Origin of the sequence: Anaerotignum propionicum (genome assembly GCF_024461735.1) — a bacterium.
Lineage (GTDB): Bacteria > Bacillota > Clostridia > Lachnospirales > Anaerotignaceae > Chakrabartyella.
Genome location: NZ_JANGAD010000001.1, coordinates 406,175 through 425,630 on the forward strand (window position 1 = coordinate 406,175; position 19,456 = coordinate 425,630).

General features: G+C 39.5%; 15 protein-coding genes and 1 other annotated feature. Of the genes, 9 read left to right on the forward strand and 6 right to left on the reverse strand.

The genetic code is table 11. The features are described from left to right. Window positions 1-3 precede the first annotated feature (3 nt). From leuD to NE558_RS02130, 4 genes are all read right to left on the reverse strand, one after another. Complete coding sequence (gene leuD / locus NE558_RS02115; protein WP_256148262.1) at window positions 4-498, reverse strand: 3-isopropylmalate dehydratase small subunit; 495 nt, start codon at window positions 496-498, stop codon at window positions 4-6. After that, a complete protein-coding gene (leuC, locus tag NE558_RS02120; RefSeq protein WP_256148263.1) occupies window positions 495-1,769 on the reverse strand; it encodes a 3-isopropylmalate dehydratase large subunit in 1,275 nt (424 codons plus the stop codon). Before leuC ends, leuD begins: the two co-directional genes overlap by 4 nt. Window positions 1,770-2,008: 239 nt before the next feature. After that, window positions 2,009-3,673 carry a 2-isopropylmalate synthase gene (gene leuA, locus NE558_RS02125; RefSeq protein ID WP_256148264.1) on the reverse strand — a complete coding sequence of 555 codons (1,665 nt, stop codon included), beginning with the start codon at window positions 3,671-3,673 and terminating at the stop codon, window positions 2,009-2,011. Between the two features lie 139 nt (window positions 3,674-3,812). Then, window positions 3,813-4,057, reverse strand: a binding site (T-box leader). A gap of 179 nt (window positions 4,058-4,236) precedes the next feature. After that, on the reverse strand, window positions 4,237-4,944 hold the full coding sequence (locus NE558_RS02130; RefSeq protein ID WP_256148265.1) for a FadR/GntR family transcriptional regulator: 708 nt from the start codon (window positions 4,942-4,944) through the stop codon (window positions 4,237-4,239). A gap of 474 nt (window positions 4,945-5,418) precedes the next feature. Between NE558_RS02130 and ilvD the strand changes: the two genes are divergently transcribed. From ilvD to NE558_RS02150, 4 genes are all read left to right on the forward strand, one after another. Then, entirely contained in the window at window positions 5,419-7,080 is a 1,662-nt protein-coding gene (gene ilvD, locus NE558_RS02135; protein WP_256148266.1) for a dihydroxy-acid dehydratase, read from the forward strand. 135 nt (window positions 7,081-7,215) lie between these two features. Then, entirely contained in the window at window positions 7,216-8,241 is a 1,026-nt protein-coding gene (locus tag NE558_RS02140) for a TRAP transporter substrate-binding protein (RefSeq protein ID WP_256148267.1), read from the forward strand. Between the two features lie 32 nt (window positions 8,242-8,273). Next, on the forward strand, window positions 8,274-8,768 hold the full coding sequence (locus tag NE558_RS02145; RefSeq protein ID WP_256148268.1) for a TRAP transporter small permease: 495 nt from the start codon (window positions 8,274-8,276) through the stop codon (window positions 8,766-8,768). Continuing rightward, window positions 8,765-10,027: a TRAP transporter large permease gene (locus tag NE558_RS02150; RefSeq protein ID WP_256148269.1), complete on the forward strand. Its 1,263-nt coding sequence runs from the start codon at window positions 8,765-8,767 to the stop codon at window positions 10,025-10,027. Before NE558_RS02145 ends, NE558_RS02150 begins: the two co-directional genes overlap by 4 nt. Before the next feature lie 114 nt (window positions 10,028-10,141). Here the strand turns inward: NE558_RS02150 and NE558_RS02155 are convergent, their stop codons facing one another. Next, a complete protein-coding gene (locus NE558_RS02155) occupies window positions 10,142-11,158 on the reverse strand; it encodes a hypothetical protein (RefSeq protein WP_256148270.1) in 1,017 nt (338 codons plus the stop codon). A gap of 201 nt (window positions 11,159-11,359) precedes the next feature. Further along, the gene (locus tag NE558_RS02160) at window positions 11,360-11,917 is read right to left on the reverse strand and encodes an N-acetylmuramoyl-L-alanine amidase family protein (protein WP_256148271.1); all 558 of its coding nucleotides are present in this window, start codon (window positions 11,915-11,917) and stop codon (window positions 11,360-11,362) included. Window positions 11,918-12,432: 515 nt separating this feature from the next. On the opposite strand from NE558_RS02160, the gene NE558_RS02165 reads away from it, so the two are divergent. From NE558_RS02165 to NE558_RS02185, 5 genes are all read left to right on the forward strand, one after another. After that, entirely contained in the window at window positions 12,433-15,198 is a 2,766-nt protein-coding gene (locus NE558_RS02165) for a transporter substrate-binding domain-containing protein (RefSeq protein ID WP_256148272.1), read from the forward strand. Between the two features lie 307 nt (window positions 15,199-15,505). After that, entirely contained in the window at window positions 15,506-16,087 is a 582-nt protein-coding gene (locus NE558_RS02170; protein WP_256148273.1) for a TetR/AcrR family transcriptional regulator, read from the forward strand. 54 nt (window positions 16,088-16,141) lie between these two features. Further along, a complete protein-coding gene (locus NE558_RS02175) occupies window positions 16,142-17,044 on the forward strand; it encodes an HlyD family secretion protein (protein WP_256148274.1) in 903 nt (300 codons plus the stop codon). After that, window positions 17,041-18,243: an ABC transporter permease gene (locus tag NE558_RS02180; RefSeq protein WP_256148275.1), complete on the forward strand. Its 1,203-nt coding sequence runs from the start codon at window positions 17,041-17,043 to the stop codon at window positions 18,241-18,243. Before NE558_RS02175 ends, NE558_RS02180 begins: the two co-directional genes overlap by 4 nt. Continuing rightward, a complete protein-coding gene (locus tag NE558_RS02185; protein WP_256148276.1) occupies window positions 18,240-19,445 on the forward strand; it encodes an ABC transporter permease in 1,206 nt (401 codons plus the stop codon). The genes NE558_RS02180 and NE558_RS02185 overlap by 4 nt, the downstream gene beginning before the upstream one ends. Window positions 19,446-19,456 lie beyond the last annotated feature (11 nt).

Here is a 19,456-nt window from a genome sequence, read left to right on the forward strand (position 1 = left end):
ACATTACCCCTTTATTTTTTCCTTTGTCTGCTCTACCAAGCCACCGGATGCCATTATTTCCTTAATAAAAGGAGGAAAGGGCTGTGCCTGATAGGTACGATTTTTTGTATGGTTGGTGATGATGCCGCTATCAAAATCTATGCTTACCACATTACCGTTGTCGATATCGTTTGCTGCTTCATCGCATTCCAGAATAGGCAGACCAATGTTTATGGCATTGCGGTAGAAAATGCGAGCGAAGGTGGAGGCAATAACACAACTAATACCTGCACACTTGATTGCCAAAGGGGCATGCTCCCTGGAAGAGCCACAGCCGAAGTTTTTCAACCCTATAATGATATCACCTTTTTTTGCTTTGTTTGTAAAATCAGGGTCAATATCAATCATGCAATATTTTGCCAATTCCTCACCATTGGATACGTTTAGATACCTCGCGGGAATAATTACGTCGGTATCCACATTATCACCATATTTTAAAACTTTTCCTTTTGCGTTCATTCAGCATTACCTCCAATTTTTCTGGGATCTGCAATTTTACCGGCAATGGCCGATGCCGCGGCTACAGCAGGACTTGCCAAATAAACTTCGCTTTCCACATGACCCATACGTCCCACAAAATTTCTGTTTGTGGTGGAAACACAACGTTCTCCTGCCGCCAAAATGCCCATATGACCTCCAAGGCAAGGACCACATGTAGGCATGGAGAAGATGGCACCCGCCTCTATAAAGTCAGTTACATATTCCCGACGAATACATTCCAAATAAATCTCCTGAGTAGCAGGGATAATAATGGTACGAACGTGATCTGAGACTTTTTTGCCACGAAGAATATCTGCGGCGATGGCCATATCTTCAATTCTGCCATTTGTACAGGAACCAATCACCACTTGATCAATTTTTACATCACCAACCTGATCGATGGTTCTGGTGTTATCAGGTAAGTGGGGGAAGGAAACCGTTGGCTCTAAGGAAGAAAGGTCGATGGTGATTTCTTCATCATATTCAGCGTCTACATCCCCTTCAAAAATGTCAAAGGTCTTTCTAGAATGCTCCTTTGCATAGGCAATGCATGCCTCATCAACAGGAAAAATACCATTTTTTGCTCCCGCTTCGATCGCCATGTTGGCAATGGTAAAACGGTCATCCATAGACAATTCTTTAATGCCTTCTCCAGTAAATTCCATAGAACGGTATAAAGCCCCGTCAACGCCAATTTTACCGATGATATGTAAAATAACATCCTTGCCACTAACATAGGGGGGTTTTTTGCCCACAATCTCAAACTTAATTGCTGAGGGCACCTTAAACCAACATTCTCCTGTAGCCATACCGATGGCCATATCAGTAGAGCCGATACCGGTGGAGAAAGCACCCAATGCACCATAGGTACAGGTATGGCTGTCGGCGCCGATAATGACTTGACCAGGAACTACAATTCCTTGTTCAGGTAACAATGCATGCTCGATACCTGCTTTTCCAACGTCGAAGAAGTTTTTTATGTTCATATCGTAAGCGAAGGTACGACAGCTTTTACACTGTTCTGCCGCTTTAATATCCTTATTAGGTGTGAAGTGATCCAGTACGATAACTACCTTATCTGTATCAAAAACCTCTGTGGCACCGGTTTTTTTAAATTCATTCAGTGCAACTGCCGTTGTAATGTCGTTGCCCATTACAATATCTAATTTGGCTTGGATTAACTGGCCTGGAACTACGTTATCTAACCCTGCATGTTTTGCAAGTATTTTTTGTGTCATTGTCATTCCCATATGAAATACTTCCTTTCAATAATTATTTAAACGTTGAATACCTTGGGCTTTGCCCAAACCCACAAGGGGATAATCACCTTGACCCTTTTATTTGGTATAGACAAGAAATGTACCCTGAAGGAAAAGATGGCTTAGAATTTCCTTCGTCCAAGGCGTGTGCCTTGGACAATACGTAAAGTTTCCATCAAGCCTTTACAAGGATTGTGGGGTATTGGGGCAACGTCCCAAGGTCTTGCTCTTTAAACGGACAGCATTTTGTTGATGGTGCTTACCACCGCCCGCAGAGAGGACTTGCCTACACTGGAGGAGGTGCCTGCGCCATAATATCGGTTTCCTTGCGCATCCTTGGTTTCGATGTAGGAAATTGCCCTAGAGTTCGTACCCAATTCCATGGAGTGCCCTCGGAAATTGACGATGTCAATGGGCATATGGATAAAATCATCTATGGCATGGCAGAATGCGGAAACAACACCGTTACCCTCGCCTTGAATGAAATGCCGTTCCCCATGGTATTCAATCTCTGCTTCAATGGCAAGAACATCTCGCTCTGGATCCATAGTTTCAGTACGATATTGAATCAGCTTTAATGGACTGCGGATATCAACATATTCTTGATTGAAAATTTCAAAAATCTTGTCAGGACTCAGCTCGCATTGCATTTCGTCCGAGACTCGAGTAACGACTGCACCCACATCTTTCTGAAACGCTTTAGGCATATGTAAAGAATAATACTGCTCCAAAATGAATGTAACGCCGCCCTTGCCCGATTGGCTGTTGATGCGGATGATAGGATCATAATTTCTACCCACATCCATAGGATCAATGGGCAGATAGGGCACTTCCCAATGTTCAGGATGGTTTTTCATCCCCTCCATGCCCTTACGGATGGCATCCTGATGACTGCCGGAGAAGGCGGTATATACCAAATGCCCTGCATAAGGATGGCGGGAATGAACGCTCATTTTTGTGGTGCTTTCGTAAATTTCTACTACTTCATCAATTTTCGTAAAGTCCAGCATGGGGTCAACACCTTGGGTGAACAGATTCATCGCAATGGTCATAATATCAGCATTGCCTGTGCGCTCTCCGTTGCCAAACAGAGTGCCTTCTACACGGTCAGCTCCTGCCAGCAGACCTAATTCTGTTGCCGCAACAGCACAGCCACGGTCGTTATGGGCATGTAGGCTTACCAAAACATTCTCTCTGTTTCTTATGCTTCTGCACATATACTCAATCTGATCTGCATACAGGTTAGGGGTCGCCATCTCCACGGTTGCGGGGAGGTTAATGATTACCTTATGATCTGGCGTTGGTTCCCAAACATCAATAACAGCATTGCAGATTTCTGCCGCAAAATCCATCTCTGTCCCTGTGAAGCTTTCAGGGGAGTACTCAAAACGGAAATTTGTTTCGGGATAGCTTTCTGCAATCTCTCGAATGAGGGTTGCACCATAAACTGCTAATTCAATGGTTTCCTCCTTAGAATTTCCGAAAACCACATCTCTTTGCAAAGTAGAGGTAGAATTATATAAATGAACTATGGCGTTTTTTGCACCCTTTAATGCTTCAAAAGTTTTTTGAATAATATGCCCGCGAGATTGGGTTAAAACCTGAACCGTAACATCCTCGGGGATTAAATTATTTTCAATCAAGGTTCTTGTAAATTCATATTCTGTTTCGGAAGCCGCGGGAAATCCGATTTCAATTTCTTTGAACCCCATTTTTACAAGAAAATCGAAAAATTCTAATTTCTGTTCAAGACCCATGGGTGTCTCCAATGCCTGATTGCCATCTCTAAGGTCAACGCTGCACCAATAAGGCGCCTCTGTGGTTCTTTTATTGGGCCAAGTTCTATCAGACATATCAACGGTTTCATAGGATTTGTATTTTTGATAATTTTTCATTTCTCTTCCTCCTTAAACTCTTCTTTTCTCTCTTTTTTCATTGATGCTGCAACAAGAAAAGAATTCTGCCCCACGAAAGTGGTATATAAAACTGATACAATAGAAAATAAAAAAAGCCTTTCACCTGTTTGCAAATTCGCAAAGAGGTGAAAGGCTAACTTCCACGGTACCACTCTTATTCGCCTAAATCATTAGGCGCACTTTTAGGATACAAGCATATCCTTTTCCGTGTAACGGCGGAAATTCCGGGAACACCTACTGACCAAAGTCTTTTCAGTGTCCTGCTCCAAGGCGAGTTCGGCTCTTTTCGTAACACTGCCTCGCACCAACCGGCAGCTCTCTGAAGATATCCAAGAATCTACTATTCCTTTTCGTTGCATTTTTATAGATACAATTTAATGAGTACTCTAGCAGAAAATTGTTCTTGTGTCAATACTTTTTATATAAAAAAATTCATGCTATGAAATCATAGAATACATACCCTGTTATTATGGTATTGGGGTCATTGTTCAAAAATGGATTCCTTTGAGGAAAAGTGAACTTCAATTCCCATGGCTTAATTTTTAAGGCGTGTTTAAATCCCGAATGCCTTTTGCTAGATGATAGTGCATAGCCATTGCTGCCCCGTCAGCATCTTTCATTTCGATGAACTCTGCAATTTTTGCGTGATAGGTCATGGCATTATCAATTGATTTTATATCCGTTCCAATTTGGGTTGCGGTGATGATGGAATCCTTAACAGCCGCTGCCAAGGAAGGCATAATGAGTTGAATGATGTCATTATGGGTGGCGGTAGCAATGGCAATATGAAAAAGTTGATCCTCTTTAATGATTGTCTCCTTCTGAACATCTTTATCCAAAGTATTCAGAGCTTCCATGCGTTTTGCCGAATCGATAATTGCTTGGAGTTCTTGGGGGGTACCGTTTTGTATGGCAAGGCGGATGCAGGAGGGTTCTAAAATCAAACGAAATTCAAACCAACTGTTGATTAGCTTCACCTTGTCCTTCAAATAAGTCACGCCAAAAACATCTGCGGCCTGATCTTCCAAAGGAGAAACAAAAGTGCCACTGCCCCGTTTGATGGTTAAAATACCCTTTGCTGCCAGTAGTTTAATGGCCTCACGCAAAGTGGCACGGCTTATGCCCAACTGAGCGGAAAGCTCATGTTCGTTTGGCAATTTCTCGTTAGGTTTATATATCTTTTGTAAAAAAATCATATCACTTAGCTCGTTTGCTGCGACTTGTGAGGCAGGAATAAATTCATTCTTCACATTTTTCCTCCTTGTTCTTTTTTACTTTTTTAGATAAATCTTATTATTGTGATGTATTTCAACGGCAAATAATCCTGAAAATTTAGAATTACTTTTTATTTTTTTGATGTAAAGATAAAAAGTAATTGTTTCTTTTGCATATAGCACTACTCTTTCGTAAAGTGACACAGCATAAAGTACTTTTTGTAATTATAACAAATACAGACAATGATTTCAAACGGCACCGAAACTAGAAAACAGAGAGCCCTATGGGATTTTAGGTGCCAAAGTTGTATGACCAATTATAGCATCGCAATATGTACATGTCTATGTATGTTTGCACAAATTTGAGAAATGGGTAAATTTCTTATTGACAATCGAAATAAAATGCATATAATTTTTCATAACAAGAAAAGATGTCTGACCAATTTGGTCGATGAAAAGTAATCTAATGCGAAGCTGTGTTTATTTTTAAACATAAAGGAGGATTGTAACATGAGAAGTGATGCAATGAAAACGGGGTCAACTAAAATTCCCCACAGATCTTTGTTTAAAGCACTTGGGCTTACTGATGAGGAAATCAGACGACCAATGATTGGTGTTGTTTGTGCCAAAAATGATATTATTCCTGGCCATATTCATTTGGATAAAATTGCAGAGGCGGTACAGGCAGGTATCCGCATAGCAGGGGGAACTCCTTTTGTTTTTCCTGCAATTGGTGTTTGTGACGGGATTGCTATGGGGCATAGTGGCATGAAGTACTCTCTCATTAGCAGAGAACATATTGCAGATTCGGTAGAAATTATGGCAATGGCACATCCCTTTGATGCATTGGTTTTTATTCCGAATTGCGATAAAATCGTGCCCGGTATGCTTATGGCAGCACTGAGACTGAATGTGCCCAGTATTTTTGTCAGTGGTGGCCCTATGATGCCCGGCAGAACCATAGATGGCAAGCAGATTACTCTCTCCAATGCCTTTGAAGTGGTTGGTGCCATTGGCAAAGCGGGGGTAACACAGGAAGTTTTGGATGATGTTGAAAACAACGCCTGTCCTGGATGTGGTTCTTGTGCGGGTATGTTTACTGCAAACTCTATGAACTGCATGACAGAAGTGGTTGGCTTAGGGTTACCCGGAAACGGAACCATTCCAGCAATTAGTGCCGCTAGAATTCGCTTAGCAAAGGAAGCCGGCATGAAGATTATGGAACTGTTGGATAGGAACATCTGCCCGAAAGATATTGTTACGGAGAAAACCTTAAGAAATGCTTTGCATGCAGATATGGCTTTGGGTTGTTCAACAAATACCATTCTTCACTTGCCTGCCATTGCCCACGCCGCTGGATTAAAGGTTGACTTTGAAGAAATCAATAAAATAAGCAAGGAAACACCTCATCTTGTAAAATTAAGTCCTGCAGGCACGGATTGTTTGGTGGATTTGGATTATGCAGGGGGCATCAGTGCTGTAATTAAGGAATTGGCAGAGTATGGTTTGTTTGATACGGATGTAATTACCTGTACAGGGAAAACGGTGAAGGAAAATATTGAAAAGGCAAGAGTTCTGGATGCAAATGTAATACGCTCCAAGGAAACGGCTTATTCTCCAGATGGTGGTTTAGCAATTTTATGGGGAAATATTGCTCCTGATGGTGCCGTTGTAAAGAAGGGAGCTGTACTGCCTGAAATGTTGGTGCATGAAGGTCCTGCAAAGGTATTTAACAGCGAAGAGGAATCCATTGAAGCAATCTTAAATGACAAGGTTGTTGCGGGAGATGTTGTTGTTATTCGCTATGAAGGTCCAAAGGGCGGCCCTGGCATGAGAGAAATGCTTGCTCCCACAGCATCCCTGGCTGGAAAAGGCTTGGATAACAGCGTCGCACTGATTACTGATGGCAGATTTTCCGGTGCATCCAAGGGGGCGTCCATTGGTCATGTTTCTCCCGAGGCAGCAGCAGGGGGTGTCATTGGGCTAATTCAAGATGGCGATATGATTAGCATCGATATGCTGAACAACAAGCTGGAGCTTCAGGTTGCTGACGAGGAAATCGAAAGAAGAAGAGGCGAATTTAAGCCGGTTTTGAAAGAAGTGCCCGATGGCTACTTGAGAAGATACAGAGAGCTGGTAACCAGTGCAAATACAGGAGCTATATTTAAATAAATAAACTGAAAAGACCTTTTTACAGGTATATCAGTTAGGGTTTCAGGCTCTTTGCTTTCATATTCTGATTTTTGATGGAGATATAAAAGCAGGGCTTCAGTCAAAATAATTTTTTAGCTAGGAAGGGGAATTTGTATGAAACGTTTTATGTCAATGGTTGCCATGACAACCGCACTTGTTGTATCCTTGACCGCTTGTGGTGGTAATTCTGCTAAACCCGCAACGGAGGGAAGTGATGCTTCATCCACACAGCCTGTTGTGATCAAGCTTGGGACAACAGTAAATGAACAGGATAGCTTTCAGGTTGCAGCTGAGAAGTTTAAAGAGTTGGTTGCAGAAAAAACAAATGGGGCATACACAATTGAAATTTATCCAAATGGTTCTTTGGGCGATGAGAGAACCATGCTGGAAGGTATGCAGATGGGTACTTTGGATATGGGGATTATCACCAGCGGTCCTTTTGTAAACTTTATTCCTGAAATGGGTGTATTGGACATGCCATTCTTATTCCCTGATAATGCGTCAGCTTATAAGGTTTTAGACGGTGAAATAGGTCAGGGTTTGTTAGATAAGTTTGAGGGTGCAAACCTGAAAGGCTTAGCTTATGCAGAAAGAGGTTTCAGAAACTTGACAAACAATGTTAGGCCTGTAAATTCTGCCGCAGACGTAAACGGATTGAAGATTCGTGTCATGGAAAATGAAGTTTACATTTCCACTTTTGGTTCCTTGGGGGTAAATGCTGTACCAATGGCATGGTCAGAGGCTTTGACCGCTTTACAACAGCATACCATTGATGGTCAGGAAAACCCTGTAAACGTTATCCACTCCTTTAAATTATGGGAATCTCAGAAATACTTAACAATGACCCGTCATGCTTATGCATCTGCAATTATTACTATGAGTTTGCAGAAATTTAATGCATTGCCTGAGGATGTGCAGGTTGCATTTAAGGAAGCCGCTCAGGAAGCAGCTGAATATGAGCGCCAGTGGGTGGCAGACAACGAGGCAAGCCAGTTGGAAGATATCAAAGCAAATGGCGTTGAAGTAGTAGAAAATCCCGATATTGAATCCTTTAAAACTGCGGTGAAACCTACTTATGATAAATATGGTGCGAAGTATTCAGAGTTAATTGCGCAGATTCAAGATGTATTGAGCAAATAATAATATTTGCTTTGGTTGAGGGAGGGCTACTTATGTCAGTCATAACATTTTTTAGAAAGCTAAGCGATACCATTAACAAAGTGTGTTTGACAATTTGTGTAGCCCTTCTGGGCGCAATGGTAGTAACAACATCCGTACAAATCATTTGCCGTGTATTTTTTACAGCAATCTCATGGAGCGAAGAGCTTGCCAGATATTTTTTGATTTGGACATCCTTGCTGGGAGCAGGTTGCGTTTATAAATCGGGAAGCAATATTGCGGTGTTGTTTGTTCAGGACTTATTGCCTGAAGGTTTAAAAAAATTTGCAAAAATTCTTGTACATATATTGTGCGGATTCTTTTTTGCCCTTGCAATTTACCATGGCATACGCTATATGGGGATGATGGGCATACAAAAATCAGCGGCTTTACATATCCCTATGAAATTTATGTATTTAGCCATCCCGTTGGGGTGTGGCATTATGGAATTCCACGTAATTGATGCAATAATAGGTGAAATATTTGGGAAGGAGGGAAAAGAATCATGAGCATTGTGCTGTTTGGTGTATTTATTCTATGCTTAATCATAGGTGTGCCCGTTGCATTTTCTATTGGTTTGGCGGCGGTTGCAGTTCTCTTTGCCGGTGGCGTTGACAGGCTGGTGGTTGTACAACGAATGTTTGCGGCTTCCGATTCCTTTTCTTTGATTGCAATTCCCTTTTTTATCTTTGCTGGAGACCTGTTGGCAAGTGGGGCAATCAGCAAGCGTTTGGTTGCTTTTGCTGAATCTCTGGTAGGAGGCATTCGAGGAGGTCTTTCCATTGTTTCTGTTGTTGCAGGTATGTTTTTTGCCGCAATTTCAGGCTCCGGTGCCGCAACCACTGCGGCAGTCGGTGCGACTTTAATTCCGGAATTAAAAGATAGGGGTTATCAAGCAGAATCTTCAGCGGCTTTAATTGCCTCGGCAGGAACAATTGGTGTTGTAATTCCTCCTTCGGTGCCCATGGTTTTATATGCTGTTGTAGCAGAACAAAGTGTAACAAAGTTGTTTCAAAATGGTTTTTTACCCGGTGTTTTAATGGGGCTTGTGCTGATTGTCATTTCATTGTGGCAGGCATATAAGTTTGATTATCAAAAGGGAACTCCTTTTTCTTTTGGAAATGTTTTTGCGACCTTGAAAAGATCTATCTGGGGTCTATTAATGCCTTTGATTATTTTGGGAGGTATCTTTTCAGGATATTTTACGCCTTCGGAGGCTGCAGTGGTTGCCGTAGTGTATTCACTGATTGTTTCCGCATTTGTATATAAGGATTTAACTTTACAGTCCTTATATAAAATCATGGTGGGGAGCGTAAAAACTTCCGCAATTATTATGATCATTATTGGCTGCAGTGGTGTTTTTGGTTGGGTTTTGGCTAACTGGAAGATTCCAGAAGCCATTGCAACGGCAGTATTATCTGTTTCCGGCAATAAATTTATAATTTTGTTTCTAGTTTCATTAATTATTCTGGTAGCAGGGGTATTTATGGAAACATCATCGGCAGTTATCATTTTAACACCTGTATTTTTGCCCCTCATGAAGGCATTGGATGTAAACTTAATTCATTTTGGCATACTATTTACCGTAGGTATTGCCATTGGTATGATTACACCCCCTGTTGCCATCAATCTTTTTGTGGCATCTAGTATAACGGGAATGCCAATAGAGCGAATTGCCAAGGCTGTCCTTCCGTATTTGCTTGGACTGATTGCTATTTTCTTCTTGATTGTGTATATTCCTGTTTTCATACCCGGTGTCATATTCTAGTTTATTCGTCTCAGAAAGTTAAAGCCCTGATTTTGGTTAAATACCAAATCAGGGCTTTGGTTTGTTCATTCATAATGTTTTTTATTAGACTAGTAGTTTTAAGGAATGCAAATATTATTGCAAAGTTTTTTTGTTGTTCTCTAAGCATTCCTCTAAATCAATGAAAATTGGTTGCCAAGAACCTCCTGGAAATTTTCTGTATTGGGCAACCTCTAAATCAGTGCCATTTATTAATCGGAAAAATACAATACAGTATTGATAACCATCGGTTCCGTCAAACTCAATGCGGATGGTATAATCCTTTTGAGATTTTCTGATGTCTCCTTTTATCAATTTACACCAGTCACCATATCTTATTTGAACATTTCCTTCAGCTTCCCACTGCCATCCATGATAGGGTGCACATAAAAAATTTTCTCCAAAATAATGAATGTCACTAATTTTATATTGATTTCCTTCCTTTTCTAAATCAACAAAACCATAATAATAGGCAAAAACACCTGTTTCTTTTGTACTTCCTTCTATAGTTTCAATTTCAACAAAATACCGCACCATGTTTTCTTGTGGAGCTTCCATAGGCACCTGATGATATTTAAGGAGATTAATATGCAAAATATTTTCATAGGTCTTTACATAGTCACTATATGGTAATTTCTTTTGAAATTGAGTAGAAAGAAGTTGATAAGAAATAGGATAAGGTGCCGTTGCATCGCCAATTGTACCACAGCCTGCGGATCTTCCCACCGCTGGGTTGGCTGCATCACGCAAGATACTGAAATAGTTTAAAATTGTATTCTCCGGACTATCTGTCAGGGAATCGGGCAAAGAAACTTCTTCGGGTTTCTTATCATAATTTTCGTTGAGGAATTCTTGAGACAATATTTTGTTGTTTAAAACTGGCAATTTGGAAGGCCGAAAGTAGGTTTCAAAATCCACAGCATTGCTTCCTAAAAACTCTTCGCAATCAATACATTGGGATTCCAATAGACCACCCATGACCATGACTGCAGTTTCATGGTTCTTGTGAAATGATAAAACGCAGGAAAGAACTGCGCAGAGTATAAAGATGAATATGGGAATTCTTTTTTTACGTAGTGCAAGCTTAATGCTTGGAGGTAGCCAATTTTTCAATCTTATTCATTCCTTTTAGCAATTTACCTTAATTATATTCCAACCCTACAACAATATAGTACTATTTAGCTTTTTTGGAGAATAAGTTTGTTTCTATTACATAAGCCAGATACCAAAAATAGAGCATTTGAATGAAAAAGCAATAACCACAAGATTGCGATTATTGCTAAAAAGAGATGTCATTCAGGTATCTAACGAGGATTAGCCAAGTTCAATACGAATTCCATCATAAATTGCCTGAGCAAAATCAAATTGATTGTTGCGCAGTTTTTCTGCATCCTCTGGATTCGTAATATAAGCCAGCTCCACCAAAAGAGAAGGCATAGAGCTTCTTCGTAAAACATAAAGGGAAGGTCTTATAAAGATGCCGTTGTTTTTTGTGCCCACCTCTGCCACAATTTGATTTAATATGGACTGAGCCAGAGGATATGCCTGAGAGAGCTCACTGTAAATATAAACTTCACTGCCATTATAGCTGGGATTGGTTGAAGCGTTGGCGTGAATACTGATGAAGTAATCTGCCCCCCATGCGGTTGCATCTGCAACTCTAGCGGCAAGGCTGGTAGAATTGTTGTAGCCCAAAGATGTGTCAATTGTTGGACGGGAGACTCTAGCCTCGTACCCCGGTGTATTATTTAACAGATCAGCCAGATACATGCCCACTTGCCAAACCACATCTTGCTCATATAAGCCGAATCCTACTGCTCCTTGATTTACGGAACGGCTATGTCCTTGATCTATATATATTTTAATTGCCATAGAGCCACCACCCTAATCAGATTTATATATTACATAATATTGCTCAGTGGAGTGATAGTGAATAAAAAAGGAAAATAGTACAGGTGTAACCAAAAAGTACAAGATTGTTTCATACTTTTGTTTTTTTGCATAATTATTAAGACAGAAATAATTCGGAAGAGTCATTAAAAAAATATACGCAGAAGCTGTTTTGAAATTATGACACTAGAATAAATGAAGGAAATAATCAAGAAACATGAAGTATATATGCTGCTTTATGGAGTTATAAAATGCATTACATAAATGGTTGATTTTTGTAAATAAATAGAATAATATGGTTATATTATTCTTTGTGAAAATGTTGTTTTGATAATGAGTGGGGGATTTTGACTTTATCAAGGCTTTAAAGGAACACAATTTGCCATAACATTTGATTTTATAAAAAAGTAATGGTTTCTTAGGATAAAGGAATTATAGGTTAAGAAATTTCCAGATGATACACGTGTTGAAATCAATATGGGAATGGGGGCATACAAGTGAAACTCAAAGGGAAAAGTTTCATGACGATTTTAATTTCTATCACCCTTTTTATTTGTTATATGGTACCTGTTTCAGGTGAGGAAAGGCAGAAAAAAATTCGGGTTGGGTTTTATGAATCCCCTTATTTTCAAACAATTGAGAAAGATGGAAGCTTATCAGGCTATAGCTATGACTATCTTCAAGCAATTTCTCAATATACGGGGTGGGACTATGAGTTTGTTAAGACAACCACATTCAGTGAGTGCTTGGAATTACTGAAAAATGGTGAAATTGATATTGTGGGTGTAATGCTTAAAACACCGGAGCGAGAGGAAATGTTTGATTTTCCTGATCTTCCCTCGGGAGTTTGCATGTCTATTTTGGTAACAGGGAAACAAAATCGTACCCTTGCTTATGAGGATTATGCGGCTTTTAATGGAATCACTGTAGGCCTTCAGAAAGGATTTGTGAGAAACGAAGGATTGCAGGAGTATTGTAAGAAAAAAAATTTCTCTGTACAAACAATTGTTTATGATAATCAGAAAGAGATGCTTGATGCAATGTCCAGAGGAGAAGTGGATGCTGCGCTGATTCGAAGCAATCAGAACTCTCCAGAGTATCGAGCAATTGCGAAATTTGATACAAATAATGTTTACTATGCCACGACAAAAGGAAATAAAAAGGTTTTAGATGGGTTAAACTACGCCCTTGAAAAAATTAAAATTACATCACCAAACTTTGATAACGATTTAGATAATAAATATTTTGATTTTTCCAACGGACAGATGGCGGTTTTATCAAAAGAGGAATCTGCTTATTTGGCGAAACATCCAACTGTGAAAGTATTGTATGATTCAGCATGGGAACCTTATGAATTTACACAAAGAGACGGTACACCTCATGGAATTGCCATTGACGTGCTTGAGAAAGTATCAGAAGCGGTGAACGTTGATTTTCAATATACCAGTGTAGATAAGCAAATGGTGAAAACAGAATTGTTTAACAGTGGAGGATATGATGTATTGTCTGCCATGACCTATTGCTATCAATGGGCTGATAAAAATGATGTCTATATCACGCAACCTTATCTTAGTGTTGACTATCTTGGAGTTTATAAAGATATCAAAAAAACCATACACCGTGTTGCCCTCCCAAAGGGTTTTTATATTTCGGAAATTGTGCAAAAGATACTTCCTCGAGAAGCAGTGATTGAAACCTATGATACTGTGGAAGATTGTATGGAAGCGGTGAAGGATGGTCTGGCGGATTGCACTTATGTGAATACATATGAAGCGGAATATTATTTAACAATTCCGAAATACAGATTATTGCAATTTCGAACGGTACAGGGTCTTTCTCAGCAGTTAAGTGTGGGCATTTCAAAGAAAACTGACCCACTTTTATATTCTATTATTAGTAAAGGTTTGGCCACCATCTCACAAGAAGAGCTTAGGGAAATCATTCGTACCCACTTAAATCATCCTCAACAAAGTAGTTTTTTTGATATGATGTATACAAATCCTGTTCATTTTGTGAGCATATTATCAATTATTGGGTTTATTCTAACGGCGTATCTTATAGTTTATGTGTTGTATAAGCATAAAAATCGAGAAAACGAGATTTTACAAATGACAAACAAAGCAAAATCAGAGTTTCTTTCTCATGTGAGTCATGATATGCGTACACCAATCAATGCAATTATTGGTCTTTCTTCTTTGGGAATGTCAAGTGAAGAATTGGAAAAATCCAAGGGTTATCATGAAAATATCAATCAGACCAGTGGGTATCTGCTTAGACTGATTAATGATACTTTGGATATGAGTGTACTTGATAATAATAAAATGAGATTGCATCCAAAGCCCTGTTATTTTAGTGATTTTTTAAGGGAGATTGAAATAATCATACATGAAAGAGCAATGGAGAAGGGAATTCAATTCCAAACACAGATGAATACCGATTATAAGCAGGCCGTGTTGTTTGATGAGCTCCGCCTTCAACAGATATTTATTAATCTCATCAATAATGCAATTAAGTTTACACCACCGGGAGGGAATGTCAGTTTTATTATCGAGACTATGGAATTAGAAGATAATAAAATTATGGTGGTGTTTACCATTCGAGATACAGGAATTGGCATGAGTGCAGAGTTCCAAAAAAGAATGTTTGAGCCCTTCGAGCAGGAAGAGGATAGAATTCCTTTTTTAGAATCCGGAACAGGTTTAGGCTTGGCAATTGTGAGACAGCTGGTGGATTTAATGGGAGGAACCATTCAGTGTATTAGCCAGCCAGGAGGGGGTACAGAGTTTATTGTAAAAATAGAAACCCAGAGATGGGAGGATGTCTCTGAGCTTCATTGCCGTGAAAAGGTCTCTCAGCAGGAGTTTTTTTCAAGGGGTAAAAGAATTTTATTGTGTGAGGATCATCCTGTGAATGCCCAGATAGTCATAGCCCTATTGCAAAAACGAGGATTCATTGTGGAGCATGGAGAAAATGGGGAGGTGGGAGTCAATTTGTTTAAAAATTCTCCCATAGGTTATTACCATGCAATTTTAATGGATGTAAGAATGCCTTTGCTAAATGGTCTTGAGGCGGTGGCTATCATTCGTGCATTGGAGCGAGAGGATGCAACAAAAGTTCCTATAATTGCAATGAGTGCAAATGCTTTTCAGGAGGATATCAATCTAAGCCTTGAGGTGGGGATGGATGCACACCTTTCAAAGCCTGTAGATGCCATGGAGCTTTTTGATACCCTTGAAGAAGTGATAAAAATGAAATCAAGTTAAATAAAATGAGCTATTGGTTAAACTATACCAATGGCTTTTTGTTTGCACCTTTATGAAAAATAATATTTAAGAGTTGCACATCATGGAAAACCATTATGGATTCTTTTGTTAAAATATTAAGGTTCTTGTCATTTCAAGATGAGAAATATCTTTATAACAATTACTATGTAAGTAAAATTAAAAATTTTTAATTAAACAAAAATTGTTGATTATCTTTTTTTGTAGTGATATAATACCTTTCAGGAAACACATGGTAGAAAAGGAGATGGTCTTGATAGGCGAAAGGCTATTAGAAAGGATGAACACCATGGAAAATGGAAAGATCGATCGAAGGATTAAAAGAACAAAGACAATGATGCGAGATGCATTAGTGGATTTAATGAGTGAAATGCCTTTTGGTGAGATTACAGCAAAAGATATTACCAGCCGTGCAGATTTAAATAGAGCTACATTTTATCTACATTATAATAATGTGTTTGAGCTGTTGGATGAATTAGAAGATGAAATCGCAACAAGCTTCTCTCAGATGGTAGAAAAAATATCTATTCGGCAGGGTGAGGAATGGGAATATCCTATTGTAGGCCACATTTGCAGCTTTATTGTGGAGAATCAGAAGTTATGCCGTTGTCTTTTGCTAAATCCCAGGAGTGATCATTTTGCAAGAAAACTGACGGAGATTATGAAACGTAAAGGTTTACAGGTAAAGGAGGAGTTGGGGGTAAGGTTTGATCCTGTGCAAGAAGGATATATTCACCAATTTATTGCTTCTGGCGCGATGGGTATGATGAAGCAATGGCTGATAGAGGGAATGCCCATATCAAAAGATGAAATGACCGATTTTGTAATGTTAATCATACGTCCTATTTTTAATATTTTATTACCTGAATAAATGAAATTTTAAACCATATTTTAACGAGCAGAGTGAGAAAAGGAGTTAGAAAATATGCGGAACAAGAATAAAATTTTACTTGCTTTAGTATTAGCTGGATGTTTCTTCACAAGTGGTTGCGAAGCAGTAAAAGCTGATGCAACAACAGTGGAAGAAGTAAAACCCAATATTGTAACTGGAACCGTTGAATGCAAGGAGGTATACATTCGTGCGAAAATCCCTGGTTATTTAACAAATATTCCTGTTGTTGAGGGACAGGAAATTTCAAAAGGGAATTTACTGTTTTCATCGGATCAAAGGGATATTTTAGTAAAGCAAACACAAGCTACCGGAACCTTGAATGCTGCAAAAGCAGTCATGGAGAAGGCACAGGCCAATGTTAGTCTTTTGGAAACGGAATATGCAAAGTATCAGGAGTTGTATGAATTAGAGGCGGTTGCAGAGGATACTATGGATAAGCTGAAAACCCAGCTGGATGCTGCAAAATTGGATGTTCAAGCGGCATCCTCTCAATATCAAGCGGCACAGGGTGTAATCTCAGAGGTAAACTTGAACTTGAGCCAGACTGCACAATATGCGCCCTGCAACGGAACAGTCACTATGGTGTCCTCTTCAGTAGGTGAATTGGTAGGCAGTGGTACAACCATTGTAACCTTAACAGATTATGACGACCGCTGGATTAATGCCAATGTGGATGAATATGAAGTTGGCAAGCTTGCAATCGGGCAGACAGTACCTTTGACCAGTAAAACCTATCCAGATACGATTTTTCACGGCAAAATTGTGAATGTAAGTAAAAACCCCGATTTTGCTATCAAAAAATCTACCAATGAATTGAATGATCAGGATGTTGTTACATATAAAGTGAAAATTGCCCTCTCCGGGGAAGACGATATCATGCTTTACCCTGGTATGTTGGTAAGCGTTAACCTGGATGAGGTGGGTGAGGCAGAATGATAAAGCTGTTTTTCACAGGCTTCTTTAGAGAAATAAAGATGCTTTGGAATGACAAGCGAATGCTATTTATGTTTTTGATTGCCCCGGTGGCTCTAAGCATTGTGGTTTGCGGTGCCTTTAGCAATCAAATTGTAAATAACATTCCCTTAGCAGCAGTGGACGAAAATTCATCCCAAAAAACCAGAGAATTAATCCAGGCATTTGATCAATCTGACCGTTTTAATGTGCCTTATGTGGTAACAAATCAGGAGGATGCCCTTAAGTTAATGGAATCGGGGGAAGTTCTTGGTATTATAGTAATTCCTACGGATTATACTCGATCTTTACAGCTGGGGCAGCAAGCAGAGGTCTTAATTGGTGTGAATAGCGCCAATAATATTATTGGTAACAGTGCTGTGGTTTCTATCATGCAGGTAGTAAAAACCATTTCTTCTCAGATTGCAGTAAAGAGTTTCGTAGCAACGGGAAGCAGCATCGCAGACGGTACAGCAAAGGTTATGCCTGTTGCAACAGTATTACGTCCATGGTTTAATCCCCAGTTTAGCTACTTAACCTATTTGGGATTAGGCTTAACAGGGATGATATTTCATCAGTTGTTTTTAATGACCGTTGCCACAGCCTTTGCTGAAGAAAAAAAAGAAGGTATCCTTTCGGGAAAGATGACTTGGAAGCAAATTGCAATCCATTTTATCAATAAATTTATTTTTTATGGAGTAACGGGATATGGGAATATTCTCATGACCTATTACGCTGTGATAAAAATATTCAATTTCCCTATGAGAGGGAGTACGGAAGACTTCGCCATTCTTTGTGGTTATTTTATTCTTTGTTTGTTAGGGCTTGGAGCTTTGCTGGGCATTCTTAGTAAAAACACAATCCATGCTATTCAATGGCTAATGGCCTTGACATATCCCTTCTTCATTTTGTCTGGATTTTCGTGGCCTCACAGTGAAATGCCGACTGCTTGGGTAACAGCGGCTCAATATTTACCATCTACCCATTTTCTTACCCCTGCAAGGGATATTGTATTAATGGGTGTGGGCTTTGAAACCACCACGGTTGCCCATAGCAGAGAAATGCTCTTGCATTTAGCACTGGGAATTTTCCTTCTTAGTATAATTACCTTTGTAATTCAGGCTTATTTGGGAAAGAGAAGGCAACAGCCAAAACATGGAAAAAAGGAGGTCGTTCAAGCGTGATATCTGCATTTCGTTTGTTTTTTAGAGAGTGGCTTTATTTGCTGAAGAGACCTCGTACTTTAGTTATCATGATAATCATTCCCATTTTTGTCACCTGCCTTTGTGGCAGCTGCTATGGAAAGGGGTACTTTTCAGATTTGAAAATGGGTGTTGTTGATTACAGCTATAGTGCAAAGACCAGAGAAGTCGTGGAAGCTTTCCGTGAGTCTCCCTATTTTGATGTTGTTGGTTATTATGAAAATGAGGAACAGCTGGAATCAGCAATGAAGAATGGTGAAATTGTTGGCTGTCTTATTTTTCCTGAGAATTTTACCATGAATTTGCAGCAGGGCAGGCAGGCACAGGTGCTTCTTGGTTCCAATGCAGTAAATATGAGCTATGGCAGTACCATAAACGCAAGAGGTTCTGAAGTTTTAGGTACTGTTTCAGCACAAATTGCAGTAAAAAGCCTTGTTGCAAAAGGTGCCACTGTGGATGATGCGTTAGCAAAGATGAATCCGGTAGGTTTCTATACCCGCCAGTGGTATAATCCAACGAATAATTTTGGATATTTCTTATCGTTTGGCTTTATTATAGCAACACTACAGCAAGTTTTGATTTATTTTGCAGCAATTTCTTTGATTCGTGAAAAGGAAAGTGGGAATCTGAAGGAGCTAAGAGCCATGAATCCCATTATACAAGTATTTGCAAAAACAGTAGTGTATTATATCATCTCCATGGGCACATGGGCGGCTTGTACTTGGCTTATGATCAATAGATATGGAATTCCCATGAAAGCAAGCTGGGATGTTTGGTTTACATATAGCTCCCTTTTTGTGTTAGCCATTATTACCATGGGACAATTTTTTTCCTCCATATTGCCAAACCCTGTATTTGCAACTTCTCTTCCTTTAGTATTAACATCGCCATCTCTGGTGCTTAGCGGATATACTTGGCCGACGATGGCATTAACCAGTTTTTATCAAAAGTTGGCACAAGTATTTCCTTTAACCCATTTTGCCGTGGGCTATCGAGACATGGCACTGATGGGAACGGGATTTGAAGCTATACATCAAGAAATGATTGTTTTGGGCTGTATCAGTGGTATTTGTTTTATTTTGAGCTGTTTGATATGGTTTATACGAGTAAAATTCATTCTGAAAAAGGAAGAAAAATTAGAAATTGCGATGGAAAAAGATGAATTACCGGCAGTGGCACAGTAATTCTATAAAGG

Bases quoted from the DNA above. Each gene is read 5' to 3' on its own strand.
- leuD (WP_256148262.1), bottom strand. From the start codon at position 498: ATGAACGCAAAAGGAAAAGTTTTAAAATATGGTGATAATGTGGATACC.
- leuC (WP_256148263.1), bottom strand. From the start codon at position 1,769: ATGGGAATGACAATGACACAAAAAATACTTGCAAAACATGCAGGGTTA.
- leuA (WP_256148264.1), bottom strand. From the start codon at position 3,673: ATGAAAAATTATCAAAAATACAAATCCTATGAAACCGTTGATATGTCT.
- ilvD (WP_256148266.1), top strand. From the start codon at position 5,419: ATGAGAAGTGATGCAATGAAAACGGGGTCAACTAAAATTCCCCACAGA.
- NE558_RS02140 (WP_256148267.1), top strand. From the start codon at position 7,216: ATGAAACGTTTTATGTCAATGGTTGCCATGACAACCGCACTTGTTGTA.
- NE558_RS02145 (WP_256148268.1), top strand. From the start codon at position 8,274: ATGTCAGTCATAACATTTTTTAGAAAGCTAAGCGATACCATTAACAAA.
- NE558_RS02150 (WP_256148269.1), top strand. From the start codon at position 8,765: ATGAGCATTGTGCTGTTTGGTGTATTTATTCTATGCTTAATCATAGGT.
- NE558_RS02160 (WP_256148271.1), bottom strand. From the start codon at position 11,917: ATGGCAATTAAAATATATATAGATCAAGGACATAGCCGTTCCGTAAAT.
- NE558_RS02170 (WP_256148273.1), top strand. From the start codon at position 15,506: ATGGAAAATGGAAAGATCGATCGAAGGATTAAAAGAACAAAGACAATG.
- NE558_RS02175 (WP_256148274.1), top strand. From the start codon at position 16,142: ATGCGGAACAAGAATAAAATTTTACTTGCTTTAGTATTAGCTGGATGT.
- NE558_RS02180 (WP_256148275.1), top strand. From the start codon at position 17,041: ATGATAAAGCTGTTTTTCACAGGCTTCTTTAGAGAAATAAAGATGCTT.